This window comes from Pseudomonas sp. Pme6b, assembly GCF_058129925.1.
On the sequence record NZ_CM176704.1, the window covers coordinates 2,748,327 to 2,773,569 of the forward strand.

The following is a 25,243-nucleotide window of genomic DNA, read 5'->3' on the forward strand; positions in this document are numbered from 1 at the left end:
CTCTCCGTCAGTGGCTGGCCGCTGTCGCGCCCATTTCGTTGACTTGCTGGAAGGTCGAGAAGCGTTCCAGCGCGAATGGCCTGATCAACTCAGGCACCTTGCCGCCACTGGCCACCAGTTCGGCTATGGTCTTGCCGCAGATCGGCGTCGCCTTGAAGCCCCATGTGCCCCAGCCTGCGTCCAGGTAATAATTCCTGACCGGCGAGAGGCCCATGATCGGGCTGTAGTCGGGGGTCATGTCGGTGATTCCGGCCCACTGGCGCATCAATTTGGCGTTGGCCAGAAACGGAAACATCTCGATGGCGTGGGCCAGCAGGCTTTCCTTGAGGTCCAGCGTCGAGCGCGTGTTGAACAGTGGATACGGGTCCGAGCCGCCGCCAAACACCACCTCGCCACGGCTGGTCTGCTGGACATAGCAGTGCAGGGCGGACGAACTCACCAACGGGTCGAGGAACGGCTTGAAGGGTTGAGTGACCATCGCTTGCAGCGGGAAGGTCTGGATCGGTGAGCGAATTCCGGCCTTTTTCATCATCTGCGAACTCATGCCCGCGACCGCCTGTACGGCGCAACCGCACTGGATGGTGCCGCGATTGGTTTTCACAGCAATGATGGCGCCATTCTCGATTACCAGTTCCTGCACTTCGGTCAGTTGATGAATCTCGACGCCGCGCTTGGCCGCCTGTTTGGCATAGCCCCAGGCCACCGCGTCATGACGTGCGGTGCCGCCGTCGATATGCCACAGGCCCGCGAGCACCGGCAGATGGCCAGGGTCCAGATTGAGGCTCGGCACCAGTTCGTGGATCTGCTGGCGGTCGATCATTTCGGTGCGGCCGCCGAAATGCTTATTGACCTCGGCGCGCTGACGGAACGAGCGTACGGTGGCGTCGGTATGCGCGAGGGTTAGCTGGCCGCGCTCCGAATACATGATATTGAAGTCGAACTCGTTGGACAGGCCCTGAAACATCTTCACCGACTCGGCATAGAACTTCACACCTTCGCTGGTCAGGTAATTGGAGCGGATAACCGCCGTGTTGCGCGCCGTGTTGCCGCCGCCCAGATAGCCTTTTTCCAGCACGGCGATATTGGTGATGCCGTGGTATTTCGACAGGTAGTACGCGGTCGCCACGCCATGACCACCGCCGCCGATGATCACCACGTCGTAGGAAGGCTTGAGTTCCTTGGGCGCAGGCAGATCCACCTCGACCGGATACTCCGGGCTGAGCCCGTATTTCAATAGGTTGAAAGGCATACGGCCTCCGATTGGCTGCGCTGTGCGAGGGCTTGCTGCCTGGCAGCAGTCACTGTGTTTTTCATCAGAAAGGCGATGGTCATCGGCCCGACGCCACCGGGTACCGGTGTGATGGCAGAAGCCACGCTCAGGGCGCTGTCGAAATCGACATCGCCCACCAGGCGGCTGCGGCCTTGATCCTCGATGCAGTTGATGCCGACATCGATCACCACTGCGCCGGGCTTGAGCCAACTGGCGTCGATGATGCGCGGGCGACCCACTGCTACGACGACGATGTCTGCCAGCTGGCACAAGGCCTTGGCGTCGGTACTGCGCGAATGAACCACTGTCACCGAGCAATGCGCTTGCAACAGCAGGGCGGCCATCGGTTTGCCGACGATATTGGAGCGACCGATAACCACCGCATGTTTGCCGCTCAGATCGCCGCAGGTCTCTTCAAGCAAGTGCATGCAGCCGCTGGGCGTGCAGGGCGTCAGTACGCTGCGTCCCTGGCTGAGGCCGCCCACGTTTTCACTGTGAAAGCCATCGACGTCCTTGCCCGGATCAATGGCCTGCAAGGCGCGGGCTTCTTCCATGTGCGACGGCAGTGGCAGTTGCAGCAGGATGCCGTTTACCGAGTCGTCGGCGTTCAGTTCGGCAATCAGCGCCAGCACCTGTGCCTGGCTGCTCTTGGCAGGCAGGCGGTGCTCCAGCGAACGAATGCCTGCTTCCTCGGCGCGCAGGATCTTGTTGCGCACATACACCTCACTGGCCGGGTCGTTACCGACCAGAATGACCGCCAGTGCCGGTTCGATGCCGTCGGCCTTCAAGATTTTCACTTCGGTGCTGACCTGTTCCAGAACACGAGCGGCGGCTGCCTTGCCATCGATGATGCGCGCGCTCATCGGAAGATCACCGTTCGGTCAGTGTTGAGAAACACCCGATGCTCAAGGTGGTACTTGACTGCCCGCGACAGCGCGATGGTTTCGTTATTACGGCCTGCTGCGACCAGGTCTTCAGGCAGGTAGAAGTGATCGACACGCTGCACTTCCTGCTCGATGATCGGGCCTTCGTCCAGGTCGCTGGTGACGTAATGCGCAGTGGCACCGATCAATTTCACGCCGCGCTCATAAGCCTGGTGATACGGCTTGGCGCCCTTGAAACCTGGCAGAAACGAGTGATGAATGTTGATTGCCCGCCCCGCCAGTTGCTTGCACAGGTCGTCGGAGAGAATCTGCATGTAGCGCGCCAGCACCACCAGTTCGGTACCGGTTTCGTCGACCACCTTCATCAGCGCAGCTTCCTGCGCAGCCTTGGTTTCTTTACTCACAGGCAGGTAAATGAAACGAATGCCTTCCCGCTCGGCCATCGGTCGTAAGTCCAAGTGGTTGGACACAATGGCGGTGATGGTCATGTCCATTTCCCCCTTGTGGTAGCGGTACAGCAGGTCTGTCAGGCAGTGATCGAACTTGCTGACCATCAACAAAACGCGCATCGGACGACGCGTGTCATGCAGTTCCCACTGCATGGCGAAGTCTTTGGCCACCACATCGAAACCGGTTTTCAACTGCTGGATGTCGCCGTCGTGACCGTCGTTGAAGCGAAACACTGCGCGCATGAAAAAGGTGCCGCTGTACTCGTCGTCGAACTGGGCCATTTCACCGATGTAGCAGCCGTTGCCAGCCAGGCAGGAAGCCACTGCCGCGACAATGCCGGAGGTCGCCGGGCAGCTGATCTTCAGGATGAAATGGTTCTTCTCGTGTTGCATGGCTTGTCCTCTGGAATAGGGCGGCAGCTCGGCAAAGGGGGCAAAAGTCAGATACAGAGGTTTTTGAGTGGCGAATAAAATTCTCTACAGGAATTTAATATTCTTGAAGGCTGTTTTATAGGCGAAAGGAAGAGCAGCGTCCAGGGGTTTCTGGAAACTTTGTTTACTAAAGGGAATATGGGGGGCTGGCGTGGTGGGGAGCGGGTGCCTTTTTTTCAGTTACCCTGAGGCAGAAAACGCCCAAGGCAGGCGTTTTCAGGAAGCAGTAAGGGTCAGTCGTGATGCGCCTCACCGACAAACGTTAATGAGGTAAACAAGCCACGCTCGGCGATATCGACATTATCCTTGACCGGCTGCGTGACCTCGGCAGCGATGATATTCAGCCCTTCGTTGCGCACGATCACGCTGGCCAGGCCCTGGGCGTCGGTTTCGGCGCTGACGACATCCGGTGCGCTGCGGTAATCGCCGATCAGTTTGATACCGGCAGCGGGTTTACCGTCGATCAGTACGCGTACCGGTAAGGGTTTGCCAACCCCGACCTTCAATGGATCAGCCTGTGGCACGATCACAAAATTCAGTTTGCTGAACGAGGGCAGGTGCGCGTCTTCTGCGTAGATTGCCACGCTGTATTTGAAGGTATGAATCGAGTCGGTGCCATTGGGCACTTTGCTACGGCCTTCGTTGATCCACTTTTTCTCGGCGTTGCGTGTTCACATGCCGTTGTCCAGCGCCACCGTCATCACGGCGGGCGGCTTGAGCGGCACCAGTCGCGCGTGATCCTCAAGGCGTTGTACCGTCACCGGGATCATTTTGCCCTGCTGGTCATACGCCCATGCGCCGCTGACTTTTTGCGCTTTGAACGCGTTGTCTTCCGCGCCATGACCGTAGACCACCTCGATATTGCCGCGCCGCTGTTCGGTCCACAGGCCGTGTGCGTTCACTTGACTGGCGAACAATGCGCCGAGCAGGCCCAGGGCCACGAAAGGTTTTGTTGACAGCATGGTGCATCCTTATTGTTGTGAAGCGAGGGTTACAGGAGTCAAAGGCCGAGTGTCAGGCTGACCGTAAAGTTACGCGGTTCGCCGGGCGCGACCCAGTAATTGCTGTAGGAGCGCTCGTAGTATTTTTCATCGAAAATGTTGTTGAGGTTCAAGCCCACTGTCACGTTCTCGCTGGCTTTATAGTGAGCCAGCAGGTCGACGGTCTGGTAGGCCGGCAGCTCGAAGTCGGTGCCGGACTGGCCGGAACGATCGCCGACGTAGGTATATGCCGCGCCTACGTCCGAACCGCGCAATACGCCTTCCTGAAATTCATAGACGCTCAACAGGCTGCCACTGTGTTTGGCGACCCCGAGGATGCGACTGCCTGCCGGGATGGTCCGGTCGCCCTTGGTGACTTCGGCATCAATGTAGGCGAATGCTCCGATGATCCGCACCGCGTCAGTGATTTGTCCGGTGAATTGCATGTCGAAACCCTGGCTGCGGGCCTTGCCCACGGCGCGATTTGTGTCGGTGCCCGGGTCCAGGGCCAGAACGTTTTCCTTTTCTATGTGGAAGGCGGCGAGGGTGGTACTCAGGCGGTTGTCGAACAGTTCGCTCTTGATCCCGGCCTCATAACCGATGCCTTCTTCCGGGTCGAAGGTTTTGCCGGCGGCGTCCAGGCCATTGTTCGGCTTGAACGAGGTGGACGCGTTGGCGAACAGCCCAACCTGCGGTGTGAGCTGATAAAGCAGCCCGGCGCGCTGGGTGAAAGCGTCGTGACGCTGACCGGAGGTGGCATTGGTGGTGAAGTCATCGACCTGCTGATCGAAGTGCTCGTAGCGCGCGCCGATCATCCCGCGCAGCTTGTCGGTAAAGACAATCTGGTCCTGCAGGTTCAGCGCACGGCTTTCAATGTGCTCGTAGAAATCAGTGCCGGAACGCGCGCCATTGGGTTTCGGCTGGCCGTACACCGGGTTATAGATGTCGATGGCGTATGGGCTGCCTGCAATGGTAGTCACCCGCTCGTTCTTACGGTAATTCTCGTATTCGGTGCCGATCAGCACTTCGTGCTCCAGACCGACCGCGTCGAAATGGCCGCGCAATTCCAGTTGGGTGATGCTGTCGTGCCAGTTGTTGTCGCGTTCGCGGTAACGACGGTTGACGGTACGACCGTCGGCATTCAGGGAGCGTGCCTCGCTGGCAAAACCTGACATTTCGCCTTGCTTGTAGTGGCTGGCCAGACGCAGCGACCACACATCACTGAGTTGATGGTCGAGGGCAAACTGAACCATGTTGTTGTCGTTATCGATGTCGTCGTCCGGTTCGCCGAGGAAGGTCGAGCGGGACACGCCACTCCATTTATTGTTGGGGGCGACCACACCCCGGTCGAAAGTCGATGTCTGCCGCACGAATTCGGTTTCCACCAACAGACTGGTGTCGGGGTTCAACTGCCAACTGAATGAGGGGGCGACGAAGACCCGCTTGCTTTCGACATGGTCACGAAAGCTGTTGTTGTCTTCGACGGCCAGATTGACGCGAGACAGCAGCCTGCCTTCCTCATCCAGCGGTGTGTTGACATCCAGTGCGGTGCGATAGCGATCCCAGCTACCCGCACTAGTTTGCAGGGTGGTGAATGCTTCACGCTGGGGTTTTTTAGTGACAATGTTGACCGTCCCGCCAGGGTCGCCACGGCCATACAGACTGGCAGCGGGGCCTTTGAGCACTTCGATACGCTCGATGTTGGCGGCATCCGGCGTGGCAGGGTAGCCGCGGTTGGCGCTGAAGCCGTCCTTGTAGAATTCGGAGGTGGTGAAGCCGCGGATGCTGTATTCGTAGAGCGTCAGGCCTCCGAAGTTGTTTTGCTTCGACACGCCCCCGGCAAACTCAAGCGCGCGCTCGACACTGTTACTGCCCAGGTCCTTGAGCACCGAAGCGGGCACTACGCTGATCGACTGCGGAATGTCCTGGATGGCGGTATCGGTTTTGGTGGCGGTGGCCGAACGGGTAGCGCGATAGCCCTGAACCGGGCTGGTGGCTGTCTCGTACTGATAGTCGGAGGTTACGTTGACGCTTTCCAGTTCAATGGTTTGCGGATGTTCCTCCGCATAGCCGGTATTGCCAAAAACCCCGATTGCCAAGCCTGCCAGAGACGCGATTCTACGAGACGACATGTGAGACTTCCTGATGATAATGGATACAATATAACATCTCCGTTGAGAATTATTTCTGTTTGTTTTTGGCGGGATGTGACAGTTGTACCCATCAGCAGGAGCCTGACGCGTGAAGGTAGGGCTTGAGATATGGGGAAGATTCGGTCATTGAAACCGAGTCCATTTCCATGGACGGAAATGGACTCGAGGAAGGTTTATTCAGCGCACATGTAGCGTTCTATCTGCTCAGGCGAGCAACTCTGTCCCCAGTTGAAACGCCACCCACAAGGCCAGTCCGGTCGCAAAGGTCAGCGCAATGTTCTCGAACCAGTTGTTGCGGTATTCCTTGCTTAGCAGCGACTTCTGATTGGACATGATCAGCAGCCCCAGCGAGATGACCGGTAGCCCCACGATGTTCAGTGCGTTGACGCCCAGCGTCAGGGTCACGAAGTCCGGCATGCCGGGCAGCGACCAGATCAGCGGGGTGACCAGAATGAACAGCATGAACCATTTGTGCATCGGGTCGTTGTGGAACACTTTGCCGTAGCGTTCGCGACGCTTCGGGCGAATGTGCTGGAAGGCATCGGTGATCAGCATTGGGAAGGCGGTGGTTTTGCCGGAAATACTGGCAAACAGCGTGGCGAACACACCGATGAAGAAGATGTACCAGCCCAGCGGGCCGAAGAATATCTCCAGCGCCTTGCCCAGATCAGCCAGAGTGTTCACCTGAATACCGTTGGGTCGCAAAATTTCGACGCCCACCACCCAGATGGCCAGGTTGATGATAATGCCGACGATCACGGCGAACAGCAGATCGTTGCGCTGAATACGTTTGTGCTCGGGGCCGGTCCAGCCTTTTTCACGCATCACGTAAGGGTGGACGAAGTTGGCGATGGAGCCGGCTACGGCACCGATCACCGAGACCGCCACCAGCAGCGCCCCATGCACGCCTTCATCGGGTGGAATGCTGAAACCGATAGTGCCCTTGATGATGCCGCTGACATCCGGACCGGACATGATCGCCAGGGTAAGAAACGCCAGGGTCATGATTGCCAGCAATACCTTCATGACGCCTTCGATCATCGTGTAGATATTGCGTCCCACCAGCAGCCATACGGCGATCACCACCGCAACCGAGCAGAGCAACGGCTGATTGATGTGCAGCAGCATGGCAAGCGCTTCACCGGCACCCTTGATCATGTAGGCGTTGATCAGATGGCCCATCAACAACGCGTAGCCCAGCATGAACCAGGCAAACAGCGGATGCAGTTGCGCATAGCCCTGCAGAATGGTCATGCCCTGGTTATTGCAGAGCTGGAAGCGGGCAATGATGTTGACGATCAGGAACCTGAGCAACAGCGAAATCGCCAGCACCCACATCATGGCGTAGCCATAACTGGCACCTGCCACCGACGATGTGATCAGATCACCCGCGCCCAGCCAGGACAGCACCGCGATGATGCCGGGGCCCAGCAGTTTGGCGAGTTTTTTGAGACGAGGTTCGCTGGCGGGTGTAGCTGTTTCTTTGAGAGACGGGGTATGAGGCATGCGTTGAATCTCCGTTTTTATTGTAATGAGATGTCATTCACTGCCAGCTAAGATAGGACGTCGTACAACATTGGTCGTGGTTGAAAATGTAACCAGGTGTGAACCGGGCAGCGCGTGTTAGATAATGTCCGACTTGTCACCACTGTGTTCTCAGGAGAGTCCATGAAGTTTCCGATACTCGCTGTTGCTCAGTTCTGCTCTGCAAGGGGAGATATCGAACAGAACCTCGCCGGACACCTCGCGTTCATGCAGCGCGCCGCTGATCTTGGGGCCAGTTACCTGCTGTTTCCCGAGCTCTCATTGACAGGCTACGAACCCGATCTGGCCCGAGCGCTGGCGTTGCATGCGGACGACGCCCGTCTTGAGCCGATTAAGGCGTTGGCCATGAAGCTGCGCCTGGTTACCACCATTGGCGTACCGCTCAAAGGAGCAAATGACAGCATCCTGATTGGTGCGCTGACCTTCACCGCTGACGGCGACGTCACTACCTATGCCAAGCAATACCTGCATCCCGGTGAGGACAAGGTGTTCAGTGAGGGAAACAAAGACTGCTATCTGTCCATTGATCAGCATCGGATCGGCCTGTGCGTGTGTGCCGACTTCACGCAGCCTGAGCATGTGCAGCGTATGGCAGCAGGTGGCGCTTGGGTGTATGCAGCGAGCGTACTGATTTCGCCGGGTGGCTATGCACAGGATGCAGAGCTGCTCGCGGGGCATGCCCGACGTCATAACCTGCCGGTGCTGGTGGCCAATCACGGTGCACCGACTGGCGGCTGGGAGTCGGCAGGCCGCAGCGGTCTATGGGACGGGGCAGGGCGCTGGATAGGCGGGATGCAGGGCGCAGGAAGCGGGCTGGTCATCGTGACCTGCCAGCGCGAAGGCTGGCAGGTTCGGGTGGCGTAAACAGATTTAAGTGCTCACCGCGTGGTCTGGTTTGAGGTCAGGTTCATTATTCGAACGTGAAAGTGTCTCCGGTACGGCCACCAGCAACAGACAAAACGCCGCCGCCGCAACACCTGCGAGGGTCAGGAACGCAGCGCTGTAGCCCGCTGCATGTACCACGAAACCTGCCAGGCCGTTGCTCAGCGCCGCGCCCAGTCCGAACAGAGTGGACAGCGCCCCGAGGCTTACATTGAAACGTCCGCTGCCTTGAGTGAGGTCCTTGACCATCAATGGAAACAGCGCGCCGAACAGGCCGGCCCCAATACCGTCGAGCATCTGCACCGCCACCAGCCAGTAGGGGTCGTCTGACAGGGTATAAAGCACACCACGAATCGGCAGAATCAGAAAGCCTGCCAGCAGCAGCGGCTTGCGACCCCAGTCATCCGCTTTCATACCCACCAGCAGCGCCGCAGGTACCATGACCAGTTGGGCTGCAACGATGCACGCCGAGGTCAGCGGCGTCGCCATCTGCATATTGATTTGCGAAAGCTTCTGACTGACCAGTGGCAACATGGCTGCGTTGGCCAGATGGAACAGTGCGCAACAGATACCGAAAAGCAGCAGCGGCTTGTTGCTCAGTAACGTAGCAAGTCCGGAAGGCTGAGCTCCATGAGCGTTGTGGTTCGCATCAAAACCCCGGGCGACGTTGTGATCGATGGCATCCGCAGAAACGAAGCTGATCGCGATAACACTCGCCAGGGCCATCGCTGCCATCAGATAGAACACCGCAATAGGCCCGAAGAGGTAGGCAAAGCCGCCCGCTAACAGGGCTGCGCAGGCATTACCGGCATGGTTGAATGTTTCATTGCGTCCGGTACGACGCGTAAAGGCTTTCGGCCCGGTTATGCCCAGAGAGATGGCCGCGATGGCCGGTGCGAACACCGAGGACGCGATGCTGCTCAGCGCCTGGGTCAGGGCGACGACCGAGAAGGACGAAGTGAAAGGCAGAATCAGGCAACTCAGGGTCACCAGCAGCGCCGCCACACCAATCATGGCGCGCTTGTAAGGCGTACGGTCGATAAGCGCGCCAGCAGGGGTTTGGGTCAGCAGCCCGGCAATACCTGCGATGGTCATCACCACGCCTATGCTGGCCGGGTCCCATTTATGCACGGCCAGTAGATAGATCGCCAGGTAAGGCCCCAGGCCGTCGCGCACATCGGCGAGGAAGAAATTCAGGCTATCCAGTGAAAGGGTGTTGCGGCGATCTGCATGACTGGCCAAGAGCGGAATTCCCGTAATTCGTCAGACTCCAGGTAGCCGAGTCTCGGGTAATACTGACCGGGGCCGTTTTAAAGAAGTTTCCGCACCGAAGATGAAATTTTCGGTTTCACACGTTCTTTTTCTGCAGGCTTTTCATGCGCTGTGTGGCACGTTGCACGGCGGCCATCTTTTCCGGACGTTTCATGCGTCTCCACTTGCGGATATCGTCCTTGGTACGCCCGCAGCTCACGCACAGATCGCCGCTGAGCTGGCACACGGAAATGCACGGGTTTTCGATGTCCTTGGCCATATCAACTCCGCCTGGCGTATTTGCGCTTGATACGCTGCTGCCAGTCGCCACCGTTCTCGCGCAGGCACTGCTCTTCGCAGTCGACATGCACATGAGCCGCTGCATTCGACAGGCTAACCTGTGCATCGTCAAGTGCCTCTACCGTGAGACCGATCATCCGCTCCATCAGCCCGCGCGCCAGCGCAGTGTTCTTGTCGGCCAGCGTGTCGAACACCCATACCACCTGCAAGCTGGCAGGGAAGGCTGCGTAATCAACTTCGTGAGTCAGCCAGCAGAAACCGGGCATTTCCGTTTTGGCCGTTTCACAGGCATGCGTCAGCGCTGTAACAAGCTGGCGCTCAGTGCGGGCCTGCTCGCGTTTGCTTGAGGGCATCTGGTGTGCTCGGGCAGTAAAAGGGATAGCTGCGTACGATACCTGAATTGTCGGCAGCTTCGCAGTACCGAGCAATCATGATTTTTTTGGATACCGTGCTGACAGGTAACTTAACCAGTTCGAATGCGGCACGCAAAAAAATCGATGTTTGTATTTAAACTTTTTTTGACGATCATTCCTTCATCATCTTCAGATAAAGATGATGGTTTTGGCGAGTATGCTCATGTAGTCTTTTACTTGATGCACGAATGCTTACGATTCTGACGCGGTTAATAAGTGGCTTTCAAAATCACAAGACTCAGTTAGTAAAGGGTTTTCTTCGTTTTAATAGGGTTTTTACTATGGTGCTTGACACTTATATGCAGATTGAGGGTATTCCAGGCGAATCTCTTGATGCGGTATTTAAAGATTGGATCGAGCTTTCTGATTTCGATATTGGTGCCAGCCAGTCAGCGTCAGCGACTGCAACAAGTGCCGGCGGTGCAAGCAGTGGTCGAGCCAGTATGAGCGATTTTTTCTTTCGTAAGGCTGTGGACAAGTCTACACCTAAGCTTCATGAGGCCTGCTGTAGTGGAAAGCATTTTAAAGAGGTTACTATTGCTGTAAATCGTGCGGGGTCGGAAAAAATAAAATACCTAGAGATTAAACTTGAAGAGGTTATACTTTCGTCGGTATCTCTCAATGGTAATGGTTCGGTAGAGAATGGTTTTCCAACCGAAGCTATACGCCTTAATTATGGGCGAATAAAAATGCTTTATACTCAGCAAAAGCGCTCCGACGGTCAAGGTGGCGGGCAAGTTGTTGGCGGATGGGATGGTATAAAAAATAAGGTTTACGCTTGATTTTGGCAAGGGACGGGCGTCGCATGTCTGGAAATACCAATAATCCTAATATCGCGTACTGCAGTTTTTCTTTAAATGGTGAGCCTGTAAGCAATTTGCGTTGCGGGCAAGCTACCTATGAAGCTTTCTCGGGTATGGGCGTCCCTTTTGTCAACAGTCCGAAGTATCAGTCTGTGGAGGGAAAGGGTGCAATTCCAGTTGTTCGATATTTTATTGTTGATCGGCAAAGTGGGGGTAGTCTTGGTTGGATTAAAGAGCCTATACAGGACTTTTTAGCTGGTACAGATAGGGGGGGAGTGGTTTGGTCTTTACAGAGATGATGGAGAGGTTGATGATCAGACAACCATTGATAACATAAGACGAGGCGCGTTTAGGCTTCATCCCGTTGGGCCGCGTGGTATAAGCCAAGGCTGTATCACTCTTAACTCTCAGATTGGATTCGATGAGCTTAAAAATTTTCTTCGCAGTCAGCATGGCGAAATTCTTCCGGGGACGAATCTGAAGTACTATGGCGTAATAGATGTGTCTGCTTTTAGCGAATAGTGGAGATATCTCAATGAAAAAAATAATGAAGCTCATCACAAAGAGCACGCTAATTTTAGTGTTGGCTGCGCTGCTCACTAAATGGCTTGTCGCGCTAGGCCTGATGGGCTGGCTGCTTCAAACTGAAACAGGCCTCGATATGTATGTTTCGGCTGCAAGTGCTTTGGGTATAATCGGCGGAGAAAATGGAGAGTTCATGCTTCTTGTCATAATGGTATTGGTGATGTTGGTGCCGTCAACATTTATTGTACGGGGTGCGGCTAAAACTCTTTGTCGATTCAGATCAGTAAGGTGATAAACGCAGGGCATGGGAATTGGAGGTTTACCAGAGCCCTGTCGTGACTGAAGATATCTTGTAGGATGCCTTGCGGCTGCAAGGCGGGCGCCGTTCCAAAAATAACAACAAGGAGACGCACCATGGATTTCTCACCCCTAACCACCACCGCAGACCAAAGCCGTAGAGGCTTCCTGAAACAATCACTGGCTGTTTCGGCCACGGTTGCCGCCATTGGCGCATTGCCGCGTCTTTCCAGCGCTACCCCGACCCATTGGTCAGTGTTCTGGATGACAGCTTTACCCAAATACGAATATTCAATGCCAGCGTCGAGAAGCTGGCCAGCGGCATGCGTTGGGCCGAAGGGCCGGTGTGGATTGGAGACGGTCGCTACTTGCTGGTCAGCGATATCGCCAACAATCGGATCATGCGCTGGGACGAGGTAACGGGTCAGCTGTCGGTGTACCGCGAGCATTCGAACTTTTCCAATGGCATGTGCCGCGATCGCCAGGGCAGGCTGCTGGTCTGTGAGGGGTCGAGCACCACCACCGAAGGACGGCGGGTGACGCGTACCGAATACAACGGGCGTATTACCGTGCTGGCCGACAGTTTCGAGGGCAAGCCTTTCAATTCGCCCAACGACATTGCCTGCAAACGCGATGGGTCTATCTGGTTCACCGATCCTACCTTCCAGGCCGAAAGCAACTATGAAGGTCAAAAGGTCAAGCAGGAGCAACCCTTCGGCGTCTATCGCATAGACCCGTCGAACGGCAAGGTCTCCAGGGTTATCGATGATCTGGCAGATCCAAATGGTTTGTGCTTCTCGCCGGACGAGAAAACCTTGCATGTGGTCGAAGGGCGCGCCAAACCCCACGGCCTCATCTGGGCGATAGCGGTCAACGAAGATGGCACGCTGGGCGAGCGGCGTAAACACATCGAAGGTCTGGACTACGCGGCCATCGACGGCATCAAATGCGACGAAAGCGGCAATCTGTGGTGTGGCTGGGGCGGTAACGGTGATCCCAAGGCCGATATGGAGAAACTCGACGGCGTGCGAGTGTTCAACCCTCAAGGCAATGCCATCGGCCATATCAGCTTGCCGGAGCGCTGCGCCAATGTCTGCTTTGGCGGGCGAGAGGGCAATCGGCTGTTCATGGCCAGCAGCCATTCACTTTACTCGGTGTTCGTGAATACGCGAGGCGCCACGTTTGCCTGAAGGGTCAATCGGGTCGAACCCCTGTGAACATGCCGGGTCTGTTCCTGTAATTACTCTCAGGGATAGTTATTTATGTCGGCGCAACGCGGCCTTGTTCTACTTGCACGAGGCGGTTATGCCGCCCGTGGTGTTGTTTATCTGATTATTGGTTTGTTCGCAGTACTGGCGGCGCAGGGATCTTCACAGCCTGCCGACAGCCACAGCAGTCTTGAAGCCTTGTTGAGCCAGCCGTTCGGCAGCGTGCTGGTCGGGGTGGTAATTGTCGGTCTACTGGCGTTCGCCGCATGGCGTGTGCTGCAGGCCACGCGTGATGTGGACCATCATGGCCGCGAACTCAAGGGGCTGGTGATTCGTGGCGGTCTTCTGGTGGGCGGCTTTACTTATGGGGCATTGGCGTTTTTCGCGCTGGGCCTGCTGGTCAGTGGGCTCAAGAGCTCCGGTGGCTCATCGGGTGGTCAGGCCAAGGACCTGCTGGCAACCCTTCTGTCCTGGGATCACTCCAACCTGCTGGTCTACGTCGTGGCACTGGTGCCACTGGCGCTGGGCATTGTGCATATCATCAAGGGCTACAAGGCGTCCTTCGAGAAGTATTTCGAGGCTGATGAAGACGTCATGAAATATGTGCGTCCGGTGTCGCGCTTCGGGCTGATCGCCCGCGGCGTGGCGTTTATCGAAATTGCAGTGTTGCTGGCCGTAAGCGGTTCCAGCTATAAGGCCATGCACCCGCCTGGCATGAAGGATGCGCTCAACGGTTTGCAGGATCTGCCGGCCGGTGGTCTGGTGCTACTGATCGTGGCGCTGGGTCTGATCGCGTTTTCGGTATACAGCTTCGCCCAGGCCGCATGGCGCAGGATCAACATGGATGTGCCCGATGCACCGGAGGCGGTAGCGCGTCATTTCCGCTGATCTCCATTCGGGTAGTAAGAGGGCTGCGTGACTCTTCAGGTCAGGCGGCCCTTTTTTCGATAAAAATAATGTGAACCATGCCTCAAGTCGCCTTCCGCCCGGCCGACATTCCCTCTTGAGCTCCGATCATTTTCCGGACTGACGTTCTCTACGCAGGCCCGGATCAGATTCGGCGCAATAAAAATAAAAGAGGATAGCCATGACCATTCTTCAGCGAGTGATCGGTGGGTTTGCCGTGCTGGTTGTGCTGCTGCTCGCCATGGCAGGTATCAGCTACCAAAGCACCCATTCCATAAGCGACCGGATCAGCATCATTACCGGGCAGTCGGCACCCTTGAGCAGGGCGGCGAGCGAGCTTTATGTACATGTGTTGCGCGCCAATCAGGCACTGCTCGGGATTCTGGTCAGCAATGACCCCAAGCAGATTGACGATGGCAAGCAGCCCTTCAACGACAGCATGGCCCGGTTCAATCAGTTGCTGGACAGCACGCCTGCCTACATCGGCGATCGCGCTGAACTGCGCGACAACCTGAATCAGCAGCGTCAGTTGAGCGCTGCTTATGCCGAACAGGCGCAGACTCTGATTGCCAGTCACCGACAGCACGTTTTGCAGTCACTCCAGAGCCGGGTATTGCAGGGCTACAGCAGCAGCCAGGGCGCCCAACTGACCGGTTATCTTCGTGATTACATTGCCCGCGAGCGCAGTGCAGGGGCTGCGGATAACGTGGCCGCAGGTGAAAAGCTGTTGCTGGAAGTCGGCAAATCCTACGAGGGGCTGGCTGCCCACGCGGCGACGCCGGATATCCAGACCTTGCAGCGTGTGCTCAACCTGCAGGATGAGGTAATCAGTACTCGGGCGCGCGAACTCACGGCAGTAGATCCACGCGGCGGTCGTATCGCTGGTGTGATGGTCAACCGCCTGCTCAACGACCTCACCGGCAGTGACGGCGTTTATCAGGCCTACAGGCAGGAGGCGGCGCTCGCCGAGCAGGTTGGTAAACAGCGCCAGGCGGCGGAAACCCGGCTTCAGGCAACACTGGACAAGATCGGCGAGTTCGGTAATCAGTCACTGGCGGTGGCCAACGAGGCCAAGGCGGGTGCGGATTCGACCATCGCCACCAGCCTCAGCCTGCTGCTGATCGCTTGCCTGCTGGCGGTAGTTGCAGCGGCAGTCATCGGTACCTGGGTCGCGTTCAGCCTTCGGCGTCCATTGGCGGCGTTTCGCGAGGTGCTCAAGACCCTCACCAGCGGCGACATGCGGGTGCGTTTCGATGTCAGCCGTCGCGACGAGTTCGGCGAGCTGGGCGGTTACCTCAATGAGTTCACCCAGTCGTTGCAACAGACGTTTCGGCAGTTGATCGGCTCTGCCGACACCCTGGCGTTGACTGCCAGTCAGAACGCCCAGATCAGTGAGCAGACCACCCGCGTGGTCGACGAGCAGAAAGACCGTCTCAATTCTGCCGCGTCGGCCATGAATGAAATGGAAAGCACCGTGGAAGAAGTGGCCCGTCGTGCTCAGGATACGCGTGGCGCGGTGGACAGCACCAGCGAACTGACCAACAAGGTGCAGAAGCGCGTGGCTGAAACCATCGTCAACATTCGTCAGCAGGCTGAACAGGTCAACAAGGCGTCTGCGGTCACCGACGAGCTGCAGAAGTACGGGCAAAACATTGACGGTATTGTCGATGCCATTCGTACCATTGCCGAGCAGACCAACCTGCTGGCGCTCAACGCGGCCATCGAAGCGGCACGCGCTGGCGAGCAGGGCAGGGGCTTTGCGGTGGTGGCCGATGAAGTACGCTCGCTGGCCAGTCGCACCCAGACCTCTACCAGCGAGATTCAGGAAATGATCGGCCAGATGCAGAGCAAGATCCACTCTGCTGTGCAGGTGATGAACGAAAGCCAGATCCAGTCCAATCACTGCGTGACGCTGGCTTCCGGTGCCGACCAGTTGCTGGTGGAAATGGGCGAGGCGGTGGACACGATTCGCGACATGAATATCCAGATCGCAGCTGCCACCGAGCAGCAAAGCGCAACGGTGCAGGAAACCAGTCGCATGGTCACGCACATCAACGATTCTGCCCAGCAGGCCGCCGACGGTGCCGAACAGTCTGCGAGCAGCAGTCAGGACCTGTCGAAAATGGCCAGGGATCAGCGCGAGCTGCTCCATCATTTCAGCGTTTGATGCCCGGGAGTCAGAACATGAAACAGTGGTTATCGATTTCCCTGAGTGCAAGCCTGCTGGTCGCGGGCCTGGCACAGGCGGCCACGCCATTGATCGGCGTGGGTATGGCCAAGTACAACGACAATTTTCAGACCATTCTGCGCCACGGGGTGGAAAAGCAGGTGGCGCTGCTGGATGCCGACATCTTCATGGAGAACGGTCAGGACGACGTCGAGCTGCAGATGCGTCAATTCCGCAATCTGGTCAATTCGAAAGTCGACGCCATCGTTGTCGCGATGGTGAACGGCAAAAGCGCAGCGGAAATGATGCGCCTGGCCAATGAGGCCAAGGTTCCGCTGGTATTCGTCAACCGCAATCCGGAACCGGCCAAGTGGCCTGCGCTGACGGCATTTGTCGGCTCTGACGAACTGGAGTCCGGCACTTTGCAAATGGAAGAGCTGGCCCGTCGTGCCGGTTACAAGGGTAACGTGGTGATTCTGGTGGGTGATCCGAGTAACAAGTCGTCGGTCATGCGCACCGAGGACGTGGAAAAGGTGGTCGCAAAGTACCCGAACATGAAGGTCGTGCAGAAGAAAATCGGCAACTGGGAGCGCAGCCAGGCCGCGACAATCGTGATTGACTGGGTCAAGCAGGGTGTGGACTTCTCTATCGTCGCGGCTAACAACGACGAAATGGCGATCGGTGCGATCATGGGGCTGGAGAAGGCCGGAAAGAATGCCAGGGATTATCTGGTGGGCGGCATCGACGGCACCCCGGACGGCTTGAAGCTGATGGCCGAGGGCAAGATGGCCGTCAGCGTGTTTCAGGATGCGGTCGGCCAGGCCAACCGCGCAGTAGATGCCGCGCTGAGCATGGCGCGTGGCGAAACACTGGCATCTCCGGTCATTTGGGTACCGTTCAAACTCATCACCCCGGAGAATCGCCAGCAGTTCGAATAGGGCCGCGGTGTGGGCTGACTGTCTTTCCAGTGAACCGCACGCGGAGCGCTCAGCGTTGTTTCAATTAGCCCGGAAGCTCCATGCTTTCCGGGCACAAGCCCACTCTACGGCATCTCAGGGCTTGTCTATAACGCGCTATAACCGGATATCCTGCGGCCCGCGAATCTGTGCTTCGATGCGTGTGCCGGTCAGGCGCTCTTCGTTGGAGAAACCATCGTAGCTGGCCAGGTCGCCGAAGCTGATGCCAGTGAGTTTTTCGATCTGCAGGACGCTGCGCTGCCAGGTTCTGAGTGGACCGAATACGATCTCCAGCTTACCCAGCTCGCTGCTCTGGTCGATCATGTAGGCACTGGCTGAAGGTTTGCCGTCGTCGCCAAGAAACGCCACGACCTTCCAGAATGCCGAAGGGATCTTGAGGTTGCGGTAGTTGCGGTCGTCTTCGCGCAGCACCGGCCCGCTGAAAACGGTTACCCGGGATTTCCAGCGTCGCGTGTTCTCAAGGATGTAGTCCTCAAGTTCCAGCCATGTCTTCTGATTGAAGGCGGCCATCTGCGGTGAGCAGTTGGTGAAGTGAAAGGTATCGCTGTTGGCCGTTTCGGCTTCCTTGCCCCAATTAGGGGCCTGACGCCTGACCAGATGACCGCGATCCAGCAGATTGTCGGCGTACAGGCTTTCGCCGATCTGCGCCTCGGCAGGCAGCCTGCCATCAAAAGACCACGAATCCTTGCCACGCTTGACCTCGACGCTGCTGGCACCGTCGATATTGACACCGACATACAGAGCAAGACGCCGACTGCGCGACATGGTGATTGAAAAGTGGGTGTAATCGAGGCGATTTCCGGCGTTGTCCAGCGGATAGACATCCGGTGCCAGCTCCGCGTCGGTCGAGGGCCATGGCACGACGAAGTCACCGAGAAAATTCTCGACATACCCCTTACGTTTCTGCAATTCGCGTTTCTGCAATTCGCTCGCCGGTGTGGTGCGTGGCGATGCAAGAGGTTGCGGTGCAAGCAATTCGGCCGAAGGGAGCAGTGGCTTGAGGTCGGCGAGGCGTGGTCGGTAGGTGAGATCGATAGCGGGCTTTTTGTCAGACACTTGGTTGGCTCCTGCGGTGGGCGTGAGTTCATTACAGTTCACCATAGCCGCGTTACAGGTCGACGTCAGGCCGGGTAATCGATCGTTCGCGGGCACTCATACAGTAAAAAACTGTAAACGGGTTCAAGTTACGGGTAACAGGCGTCGATAAGCTCTGAATAAGAGCACTCCGCAGTTCATGTTATTTCACTGATCGCAGGGGACATCAGGATGTCGATAAAGCTACGTCTATTGTTGTTGATTGGCACCAGCGTGCTGACGGCTCTGATCATCAGCCTGGTCAACTATGTGGGCAATACCCGCACGGAGACGGCGATGATCGACAGCGAGGTCAGCATGACCGCGCTCAGCAATCATCTGGAAGCCGACATGATGCACGATGCGCTGCGTGCCGATGTGCTGTCGGCGATGCTGGTCGGCCTGGGCAAAAGCAACAGCACGCGTGAAGAGGTGCAGAAATCCCTTGATGAGCATGCTGCACATTTTCGAGCTGTGCTGAACGATAACCTCAAACTTCCCATCACCGAAGCGATCAAGGCGGAGCTGAACAGGATCAAGCCCAGCCTCGATACCTATATTGCCAGTGGCGAGCGTATTGTCGGTCTGGCTCTGGATAATCCGGAACGAGCGCAACAGGAACTGGGCACGTTCACCAGCGCCTTCACGCAACTGGAAGAGCAGATGTCCAGTCTCAGCGACCTGATCGAGGGGAATTTCAAGGCAAGCGGCGAAGGTGCCCGTCAGGCAATCCGCAGCGCCAACATCGCTCTGGTTGTGGTGCTGGTGGCCAGTATCCTGCTGCTTCTGGTTCAGGGCCGTTGGGTAACCCGCAGCATCATGATTCCTCTTGCCTCTGCCAGCCGCATTGCCGATAGCATTGCTCACGGCAATCTCAGTGAACCTATCAACGAGCCTCGTGGCCGTGACGAGGCCAGCATGCTGATTCGCAGTCTGGCGGTCATGCAGCGCGACCTGCGGGGGATGATCGAAGTGGTGCGCAGTAACGCGCATGGCGTCAGCGGTATGAGCCGCCAGCTCAGCAGTGGCTGCCATGAAGTGGCCGACAGCAGTCGGCAGCAGAGCTCGGCAGCGGGCACCATGTCGGCAGCGACCAGCGAGATGACGGCGAGCATCGAAGAAATCACCCGGCATGCCGGGCACGCGCTGGAAATGGCAAATCAGGCTGAAACACTGGCAAAAAATGGTGGCCGGGTGATTCATCAGGTGGTCAGTGACATGGACAGCATTGCCCGCTCGGCGCAGCTGTCGGCGCAGGTTATCCGTACGCTGGACAAGGACTCGGAAGGAATTTTCAATATTATTCAGGTGATCAAGGGCATTGCCGATCAGACCAACCTGCTGGCGCTTAACGCAGCCATTGAAGCTGCACGCGCTGGCGAGCAGGGTCGAGGTTTTGCCGTAGTCGCCGACGAAGTTCGCAATCTGGCGGGGCGCACCAGCACCTCGACCCAGGAAATCACCGCGATGGTCGCTCGTATTCAGCAAAGTACCCGCGAGGCGGTGACCAGCATGGAAGCAGGCGTTGCCCAGGTCGACAAGGGCATGGCCGTCACCGCTGAAGTGCAACGCTCGATCAGCGAGATACTGGAGGCCACGTTGAGCACCACACAACTGGTCAACGACATCACTCGCACCATTGGTGAACAGAGCCTGGCCAGTAACGAAATCGCTCACCAAGTGGAGATGATTGCCAGTATGTCCGAGGGCAATAGCCGGGTCATCGGGCAGACCGCCAGCACTACCGATGAACTTTCGGCAATGGCCGGACAGCTTTCGCAATCGGTGGATCGTTTCCGTCTTTGATATCAAATAGCCCCGACCTGCAGTACTCTCCGGCGCATTCGACCCCCGGTCGAGTCGCGCAGGGGTCATCACAGGCCTGTATTGGCCGGTTCAGCCATTGAATCTTCGGCACCGACAAGCGTTAATTTTCGTGGATGAATCATTTTTCACCCCAGGAGCAGCGACATGCAGACGTTAAAGGCCTTATACGAGTCAGTCGAAAAGCAGTTTTTCGACACACTGACCAAAAAGCTCTCGAGCCTTTTTCTGCTGGTCCTGGTCAGCGCGCTGCTGTACTGGGTGGCTCTGAACATCCGCTCTGACATCATGCTGCAACTCCACGGCACGCAACTGGATGCGGCCGAACTGGGCAAAATTCAGGGCCAACTGGATGTCCTCAGCAACGCAATCCTGCTGAGCACCCTGTTTACGCTGGTCATGGTCAGTTTCATGGTCTGGTACTTCCGCCATTTGATTGTGCGTCCAGTGATGTTCATGACTCACGCACTCGAAGAAATCGCCAACGGCGAGGGCGACCTGTCCCGTGACTTGCCATTATTGACCCATGACGAAATTCGAGTGCTGGCCAGTACCTGCAATCGTTTTCTGGCCAAGCAGCGCGAGGTTATCAGCAGTATTCAGGCGCTGACGGTGCAGATCGCAGTCGAATCGGCACGCTCGCTGAAAAACATCAGTGATTCCAGCGACAGCGCGACCGATCAGGCGCGTTTCGCCAGAGAGGTGATGGACCAGAGCAATATGGCGGTGGGCAGCATTGAGGACGTCTCGCAGCAGACGCAGGGCATTTCCACTACCACTGCGCAGAACCTGAGCATGGCGCGTGACTCTTATGCCGAATTGCTGGAGGTGACTGGAAACATTAGCCAGATATCCAGCAGTCTCAATGAATTCGGCGGGCTGGTATCCGGCTTGAATGAGCGTTCTTCAAGCATCAAGTCGATTGTCGGGCTCATCCAGCAGATATCCTCGCAGACCAACCTGCTCGCGCTCAATGCGGCCATCGAAGCGGCGCGGGCCGGTGAAAGCGGTCGAGGGTTTGCTGTGGTGGCGGATGAGGTGCGCACCCTGGCGCAGAACGTCAGTAAAGCCACTGACGATATCTCCCGGAACATCGACGCGATGCTTCAGGAGGTCAGCTCCACCCACGAACAGACCATTCAGATCAGCCACAGCGCCCGCGAAACCCAGCAGGTCGTAGAGCGCGCATCCGGCCATTTCGAGAGCATGATCGGTGATTTAGAGTCCACCAATGACAAGTTGGCCGACATCGCTGCGCACATCCAGCAGTTCGCAACCACCAACACTGGCATCAACGAACGGGTGACCCGGATTTACTCCGACAGCCAGGCTATCGATCAGCGTATGCAGCACTCTGCCACCGCCACCCGTGACCTGTCCGGTGTAGCCGAGCAGGTTCAGGCCTTGCTGGGGCGTTTCGTGCTGGGGCATGGCGAACTGGACGCTGCCATTACCCGCGCGAGTCAGTGCCGGGACATCCTGCAGGTGCGGCTGGCCGAGCTGCACAAGCAAGGCGTCAATCTGTTCGATCAGAGCTACAAGCTGATTCCCGGCACCGACCCCAAGCAGTACATGACCGGTTACACAGAGCGCTTCGCACAAGTCTGTCAGGAAGAGTGCGACAAACTCACCAAGGGCACCCGGGGCGGCAAGGTCACCTTTATCGTGGATAACAAAGGTTACTGCCCGGTCAACAACAGCTGGGTGTCACTGAAACCGACCGGCGACCGTGCCGTCGACTTGCCGGTGTGCCGCAACAAACGCATGTTCTCCGACCCGATAGGCTTGCGTGCGGCGGGCAACCAGCAGCGTTTTCTATTGCAGACCTACCTGCGTGATACCGGCGAGATCATGACCGAAATCGATGTGCCGTTCTTTTTTGAAGGGCGTCATTGGGGCAACTTGCGGATGGGCTTCGACGCAGCGCTGTTGCTAGGCAAGTGAGGCAGCGCTACTGTTGCGTCGATAAGGCATACAACACGACTGAACGTTCGCGCCGGTAAAAGCTCCACTTCTACAAGGCGCTGATTTTCAGAACGCCACCGGAGGTGTGACTTTGAACATTCAAGATCTGACAAAACATGCGAAGGATAAAAAGGTTCGTGAACTCGATCTGATCTCCATCGAGGGCGGTTCCTATGTGCTCCATGCGCAACTGGAAGGCAAGTCTGTGCCGGTTGAAGACTCGACTGGCAAAACCTTGCACGTTGCCTCGGTGGAAGAGGAGCGCAAGGTGCTTTCTTCGGTATCTGATGTAAAGCTGTTCCTGACCCAGGCTGTGGCTCACGACGAAATGGTCGGTCTGGGCAGCGTTCAGGCAGAGTCATCACGCCAGGAGATCCCGTTGCGCTCAAGCCACTGATCGCGATGTCAGGCGCCGCGCCTGACCGCGATGCACTTGATTTCCAGCAGCAGCCCGGGATGCGCCAGCTCGGCAACGCCGATGCAGGTCCATGCACATTGGCCGCGCGGAAATATACGGTTTTTCACGTCACGAAACACCGCCATGTGCTCGCTCATGGCTACGTGATAAGTCGTCATGTCGACTATATCGTCGAACGTGCAGTCGCCCTCAGCCAGTACCGTGCGCAGGTTTTCCCAGCAGGCGATGAACTGCGCTTCGGGGTTGAGGATGACTTCCATTTCCCGTGTGCGTCCCACCTGCCCGGCGCAGTAAAGGGTGTCGCCGACTCTGACTGCGGGTGCATAGCCTGCTCGGTCCATGATCGGCTGCATGGTGGGCGGAACGATGATCTCTCGGTCTGACATGTTGTAACACCTGTTTGTAACGCTTGAGTGTGTAACACCCGACTATGCGATGGCTGATCGGGTTGTATATGAGCCAGTCATCTGGCCGCCGGTTTGGCTGTACGTCGCGGTTTTTTCGTCGCAGTGCCCGTTGCAGCAGAGGACGTAGCAGTGCTGCGCTTGGCGATTTTGCGTTTTTTCTTCCAGGGCGGCGCAACGCCTGCCGGGCTGGCCGGGCCGCTGATGCTCATGCGCATGCCGACGCAGCGGCTGACCTGTTTGCTCATCCACGCTGCCTGTTTGGCGACGAACTCTTCAAGGCTCATTTCGCCGCTCTGTACCATGTCGAGTGCCTGTTCCCAGATCGCTGTAGTGCCTGGGTCGGCGATGGCGCGGGGGACGGCGTCGATCAGGCTGAATGCTGCGGGCGCTGCGCACAGGGCCTTGCCCTGTTTGGTCAGATAGCCACGGTCCAGCAGGCCCTGAATGATGCCGGCGCGGGTGGCTTCGGTACCGATGCCGGTCGTGTCCTTGAGCTTTTGCTTGAGCAGTGGGTCTTCCACCAGTTTGGCGACGTTTTTCATGGCCTTGATCAGGTCGCCTTCAGTGAATGGTTTGGGCGGCTGGGTCCAGAGGTCCTTGAGGATGACCTCAGCGACGGCGCACTCGCAGCCCTGGAACAATGCCGGCAACGGCTGCGGCGCAGGCGCTTCGCGACCCTTGGCCGGTGCCAGTGCCTCGGGCATGGCACGTTTCCAGCCTGGCTCGACAATTTGTTTGCCGACCGCCCGCAGCGCATGGCCTGCGCAGTCGAAGTCGGCCTGGGTACGGTCGTATTCGTGGTTGGGCAGGAACTGCGCCAGATAGCGCGCCCTGATCAGGGTGTACACCGCTCGCAGCTTGCCGGTCAGACGCTCGACGCCGCGCACGGCAGCAGTGGGAATGATGCCGTGGTGGGCAGTCACTTTGCCGTCATTCCAGGCCCGCGATCGGCGTTGCGGGTCAAGGTGTGGCGACAGGCTGGCCAGCGTCGGGTCTGCCTTGCACAGCGCTGCGATGATACCCGCAGCTTCGCCATGCTGACTGTTCGGCAGGTAACCGCAATCGCTGCGCGGGTACGTGATGACCTTGTGGGTTTCATACAGCGACTGGGCTATATCAAGGGTTTCCTGCGCCCCAAGCCCGAGCTTTTTCGAGCAGATTTCCTGCAGGGTGCCCAGATCGAAAGGCAGTGGGGCAACTTCGCGAATCCGCTCGGTGCGCAGTTTGACCAACCGTGCGCTGGCCGCATTGCGCATCGCTTGGGCAGCCTGTTGCGCCAGCGGTTGATTCAGGCAGCGGTCCTGATCGTCGCAGGCGTCGGACGGTGCGCGCCATTGGGCGATAAAAGCCTGGTTGTCGTGCAGCAGCCTGACGTCAATGGCCCAGTAGGGTGCCGGTACGAAGTTGGCGATGCTGCGATCACGGTCCACCACCAGCCGCAGGGTCGGGGTTTGTACCCGTCCGACTGGCAATACGCCCTGATAACCCGACTGGCGACCCAGCAGGGTGAACAGGCGGCTCATGTTCATGCCGATCAGCCAGTCGGCACGGGATCGACCCAGCGCCGAGTGATACAGGCTGAACGTATCGGCACCGGGTTTGAGCGCTGCCAGCGCCTTGCGGATGGAAGCGTCATCGAGTGCCGACAGCCACAAACGCTGAATCGGCCCGCGATAGCGGCAGTGTTCGACAAGCTCGCGGGCGATCATCTCGCCTTCGCGGTCGGCATCGGTGGCAATCACCAGCTCTTGAGCCTCGCCCAGCAATCGCTTGACTGCCTTGAACTGGCTGGCAGTTCTCGGCTTGACGAGCATCTTCCACTTTTCCGGAATGATGGGCAGGTCTTCCAGCACCCAGCGTTTGTAACGCGCATCGTAGGCGTCGGGCGGGGCGGTTTCCAGCAAGTGGCCGATGCACCAGGTTACGGTGGCATTGGCACCCACCCAGCAGCCGTTGCCACGCCTGGTCGCGCCGAGCGCAGCCGCAATGTCTTTGGCCTGGGAGGGTTTTTCGCAAAGAAACAGCCGCATGACTACCGTCGTCGATTACCGGTGCAAGGGCTGCAAGGATGAACGTTGAATACGCTACGGGCAAGTTTTATCTGTATGGATAT

20 protein-coding genes and 3 pseudogenes are annotated in these 25,243 nt (G+C 57.6%); 11 read left to right on the top strand and 12 right to left on the bottom strand.

The genetic code is table 11. The features are described 5' to 3' along the window. Nucleotides 1-7: 7 nt before the first annotated feature. From AC4ANE_RS12480 to AC4ANE_RS12505, 6 genes and pseudogenes are all read right to left on the bottom strand, one after another. On the bottom strand, nucleotides 8-1,249 hold the full coding sequence (locus tag AC4ANE_RS12480) for an FAD-dependent oxidoreductase (protein ID WP_002553897.1): 1,242 nt from the start codon (nucleotides 1,247-1,249) through the stop codon (nucleotides 8-10). Beyond that, nucleotides 1,231-2,133, bottom strand: coding sequence for a bifunctional methylenetetrahydrofolate dehydrogenase/methenyltetrahydrofolate cyclohydrolase FolD (folD, locus tag AC4ANE_RS12485; protein WP_002553896.1), 903 nt, complete (start codon nucleotides 2,131-2,133; stop codon nucleotides 1,231-1,233). Before folD ends, AC4ANE_RS12480 begins: the two co-directional genes overlap by 19 nt. Further along, nucleotides 2,130-2,996, bottom strand: a complete 867-nt coding sequence (gene purU / locus AC4ANE_RS12490) for a formyltetrahydrofolate deformylase (RefSeq protein WP_031595378.1) — start codon at nucleotides 2,994-2,996, stop codon at nucleotides 2,130-2,132. The genes folD and purU overlap by 4 nt, the downstream gene beginning before the upstream one ends. Nucleotides 2,997-3,268: 272 nt before the next feature. Next, a pseudogene (locus AC4ANE_RS12495) lies at nucleotides 3,269-3,997 on the bottom strand (DUF4198 domain-containing protein). Between the two features lie 38 nt (nucleotides 3,998-4,035). Next, nucleotides 4,036-6,147, bottom strand: a complete 2,112-nt coding sequence (locus tag AC4ANE_RS12500) for a TonB-dependent siderophore receptor (protein WP_031595376.1) — start codon at nucleotides 6,145-6,147, stop codon at nucleotides 4,036-4,038. Between the two features lie 225 nt (nucleotides 6,148-6,372). Then, nucleotides 6,373-7,674: an Nramp family divalent metal transporter gene (locus AC4ANE_RS12505; RefSeq protein ID WP_002553892.1), complete on the bottom strand. Its 1,302-nt coding sequence runs from the start codon at nucleotides 7,672-7,674 to the stop codon at nucleotides 6,373-6,375. Between the two features lie 162 nt (nucleotides 7,675-7,836). Between AC4ANE_RS12505 and AC4ANE_RS12510 the strand changes: the two genes are divergently transcribed. Further along, nucleotides 7,837-8,577 carry a carbon-nitrogen hydrolase family protein gene (locus AC4ANE_RS12510; protein WP_002553891.1) on the top strand — a complete coding sequence of 247 codons (741 nt, stop codon included), beginning with the start codon at nucleotides 7,837-7,839 and terminating at the stop codon, nucleotides 8,575-8,577. Nucleotides 8,578-8,583: 6 nt separating this feature from the next. Here the strand turns inward: AC4ANE_RS12510 and AC4ANE_RS12515 are convergent, their stop codons facing one another. From AC4ANE_RS12515 to AC4ANE_RS12525, 3 genes are all read right to left on the bottom strand, one after another. Next, on the bottom strand, nucleotides 8,584-9,837 hold the full coding sequence (locus AC4ANE_RS12515) for an MFS transporter (protein WP_031595374.1): 1,254 nt from the start codon (nucleotides 9,835-9,837) through the stop codon (nucleotides 8,584-8,586). A 106-nt stretch (nucleotides 9,838-9,943) separates the two neighbouring features. Then, entirely contained in the window at nucleotides 9,944-10,126 is a 183-nt protein-coding gene (locus AC4ANE_RS12520) for a DUF1289 domain-containing protein (protein ID WP_002553889.1), read from the bottom strand. A 1-nt stretch (nucleotide 10,127) separates the two neighbouring features. Next, on the bottom strand, nucleotides 10,128-10,499 hold the full coding sequence (locus tag AC4ANE_RS12525) for a hypothetical protein (RefSeq protein WP_002553888.1): 372 nt from the start codon (nucleotides 10,497-10,499) through the stop codon (nucleotides 10,128-10,130). Between the two features lie 341 nt (nucleotides 10,500-10,840). On the opposite strand from AC4ANE_RS12525, the gene AC4ANE_RS12530 reads away from it, so the two are divergent. The 7 genes and pseudogenes from AC4ANE_RS12530 to AC4ANE_RS12560 all read left to right on the top strand — a co-directional run bounded on the left by AC4ANE_RS12530 (nucleotide 10,841) and on the right by AC4ANE_RS12560 (nucleotide 17,403). Next, complete coding sequence (locus AC4ANE_RS12530) at nucleotides 10,841-11,341, top strand: Hcp family type VI secretion system effector (protein ID WP_460408991.1); 501 nt, start codon at nucleotides 10,841-10,843, stop codon at nucleotides 11,339-11,341. A gap of 23 nt (nucleotides 11,342-11,364) precedes the next feature. Next, nucleotides 11,365-11,884, top strand: a pseudogene (locus AC4ANE_RS12535) (DUF2778 domain-containing protein). A gap of 25 nt (nucleotides 11,885-11,909) precedes the next feature. Beyond that, nucleotides 11,910-12,179: a hypothetical protein gene (locus AC4ANE_RS12540; RefSeq protein ID WP_016981348.1), complete on the top strand. Its 270-nt coding sequence runs from the start codon at nucleotides 11,910-11,912 to the stop codon at nucleotides 12,177-12,179. Nucleotides 12,180-12,301: 122 nt separating this feature from the next. Further along, a pseudogene (locus tag AC4ANE_RS12545) lies at nucleotides 12,302-13,374 on the top strand (SMP-30/gluconolactonase/LRE family protein). 72 nt (nucleotides 13,375-13,446) lie between these two features. Continuing rightward, nucleotides 13,447-14,280 carry a DUF1206 domain-containing protein gene (locus tag AC4ANE_RS12550; protein ID WP_460408957.1) on the top strand — a complete coding sequence of 278 codons (834 nt, stop codon included), beginning with the start codon at nucleotides 13,447-13,449 and terminating at the stop codon, nucleotides 14,278-14,280. A 199-nt stretch (nucleotides 14,281-14,479) separates the two neighbouring features. Further along, nucleotides 14,480-16,465, top strand: a complete 1,986-nt coding sequence (locus AC4ANE_RS12555; RefSeq protein WP_002553884.1) for a methyl-accepting chemotaxis protein — start codon at nucleotides 14,480-14,482, stop codon at nucleotides 16,463-16,465. Nucleotides 16,466-16,482: 17 nt separating this feature from the next. Beyond that, a complete protein-coding gene (locus tag AC4ANE_RS12560; protein WP_002553883.1) occupies nucleotides 16,483-17,403 on the top strand; it encodes a substrate-binding domain-containing protein in 921 nt (306 codons plus the stop codon). A 135-nt stretch (nucleotides 17,404-17,538) separates the two neighbouring features. Here the strand turns inward: AC4ANE_RS12560 and AC4ANE_RS12565 are convergent, their stop codons facing one another. Continuing rightward, the gene (locus tag AC4ANE_RS12565; RefSeq protein WP_460408959.1) at nucleotides 17,539-18,498 is read right to left on the bottom strand and encodes a DNA/RNA non-specific endonuclease; all 960 of its coding nucleotides are present in this window, start codon (nucleotides 18,496-18,498) and stop codon (nucleotides 17,539-17,541) included. Between the two features lie 210 nt (nucleotides 18,499-18,708). Between AC4ANE_RS12565 and AC4ANE_RS12570 the strand changes: the two genes are divergently transcribed. From AC4ANE_RS12570 to AC4ANE_RS12580, 3 genes are all read left to right on the top strand, one after another. Next, nucleotides 18,709-20,322: a methyl-accepting chemotaxis protein gene (locus tag AC4ANE_RS12570; protein WP_002553881.1), complete on the top strand. Its 1,614-nt coding sequence runs from the start codon at nucleotides 18,709-18,711 to the stop codon at nucleotides 20,320-20,322. A gap of 165 nt (nucleotides 20,323-20,487) precedes the next feature. Then, on the top strand, nucleotides 20,488-22,284 hold the full coding sequence (locus AC4ANE_RS12575) for a methyl-accepting chemotaxis protein (RefSeq protein ID WP_460408961.1): 1,797 nt from the start codon (nucleotides 20,488-20,490) through the stop codon (nucleotides 22,282-22,284). A 106-nt stretch (nucleotides 22,285-22,390) separates the two neighbouring features. Then, nucleotides 22,391-22,702, top strand: coding sequence for a DUF6482 family protein (locus AC4ANE_RS12580; RefSeq protein ID WP_031595366.1), 312 nt, complete (start codon nucleotides 22,391-22,393; stop codon nucleotides 22,700-22,702). Between the two features lie 8 nt (nucleotides 22,703-22,710). Here AC4ANE_RS12580 and AC4ANE_RS12585 read toward each other — a convergent pair whose 3' ends face one another. Both AC4ANE_RS12585 and AC4ANE_RS12590 read right to left on the bottom strand, forming a co-directional pair. Next, nucleotides 22,711-23,109, bottom strand: coding sequence for a RidA family protein (locus AC4ANE_RS12585; RefSeq protein ID WP_002553878.1), 399 nt, complete (start codon nucleotides 23,107-23,109; stop codon nucleotides 22,711-22,713). Nucleotides 23,110-23,186: 77 nt separating this feature from the next. Then, nucleotides 23,187-25,160, bottom strand: coding sequence for a DNA topoisomerase III (locus AC4ANE_RS12590; protein WP_002553877.1), 1,974 nt, complete (start codon nucleotides 25,158-25,160; stop codon nucleotides 23,187-23,189). Nucleotides 25,161-25,243: the final 83 nt, after the last annotated feature.

What these genes read in the sequence shown, in the direction of transcription:
- AC4ANE_RS12480 (WP_002553897.1), bottom strand. Translation starts at nt 1,249, where the DNA reads ATGCCTTTCAACCTATTGAAATACGGGCTCAGCCCGGAGTATCCGGTC.
- folD (WP_002553896.1), bottom strand. Translation starts at nt 2,133, where the DNA reads ATGAGCGCGCGCATCATCGATGGCAAGGCAGCCGCCGCTCGTGTTCTG.
- purU (WP_031595378.1), bottom strand. Translation starts at nt 2,996, where the DNA reads ATGCAACACGAGAAGAACCATTTCATCCTGAAGATCAGCTGCCCGGCG.
- AC4ANE_RS12500 (WP_031595376.1), bottom strand. Translation starts at nt 6,147, where the DNA reads ATGTCGTCTCGTAGAATCGCGTCTCTGGCAGGCTTGGCAATCGGGGTT.
- AC4ANE_RS12505 (WP_002553892.1), bottom strand. Translation starts at nt 7,674, where the DNA reads ATGCCTCATACCCCGTCTCTCAAAGAAACAGCTACACCCGCCAGCGAA.
- AC4ANE_RS12510 (WP_002553891.1), top strand. Translation starts at nt 7,837, where the DNA reads ATGAAGTTTCCGATACTCGCTGTTGCTCAGTTCTGCTCTGCAAGGGGA.
- AC4ANE_RS12520 (WP_002553889.1), bottom strand. Translation starts at nt 10,126, where the DNA reads ATGGCCAAGGACATCGAAAACCCGTGCATTTCCGTGTGCCAGCTCAGC.
- AC4ANE_RS12525 (WP_002553888.1), bottom strand. Translation starts at nt 10,499, where the DNA reads ATGCCCTCAAGCAAACGCGAGCAGGCCCGCACTGAGCGCCAGCTTGTT.
- AC4ANE_RS12530 (WP_460408991.1), top strand. Translation starts at nt 10,841, where the DNA reads ATGGTGCTTGACACTTATATGCAGATTGAGGGTATTCCAGGCGAATCT.
- AC4ANE_RS12540 (WP_016981348.1), top strand. Translation starts at nt 11,910, where the DNA reads ATGAAGCTCATCACAAAGAGCACGCTAATTTTAGTGTTGGCTGCGCTG.
- AC4ANE_RS12550 (WP_460408957.1), top strand. Translation starts at nt 13,447, where the DNA reads ATGTCGGCGCAACGCGGCCTTGTTCTACTTGCACGAGGCGGTTATGCC.
- AC4ANE_RS12555 (WP_002553884.1), top strand. Translation starts at nt 14,480, where the DNA reads ATGACCATTCTTCAGCGAGTGATCGGTGGGTTTGCCGTGCTGGTTGTG.
- AC4ANE_RS12560 (WP_002553883.1), top strand. Translation starts at nt 16,483, where the DNA reads ATGAAACAGTGGTTATCGATTTCCCTGAGTGCAAGCCTGCTGGTCGCG.
- AC4ANE_RS12570 (WP_002553881.1), top strand. Translation starts at nt 18,709, where the DNA reads ATGTCGATAAAGCTACGTCTATTGTTGTTGATTGGCACCAGCGTGCTG.
- AC4ANE_RS12575 (WP_460408961.1), top strand. Translation starts at nt 20,488, where the DNA reads ATGCAGACGTTAAAGGCCTTATACGAGTCAGTCGAAAAGCAGTTTTTC.
- AC4ANE_RS12585 (WP_002553878.1), bottom strand. Translation starts at nt 23,109, where the DNA reads ATGTCAGACCGAGAGATCATCGTTCCGCCCACCATGCAGCCGATCATG.
- AC4ANE_RS12590 (WP_002553877.1), bottom strand. Translation starts at nt 25,160, where the DNA reads ATGCGGCTGTTTCTTTGCGAAAAACCCTCCCAGGCCAAAGACATTGCG.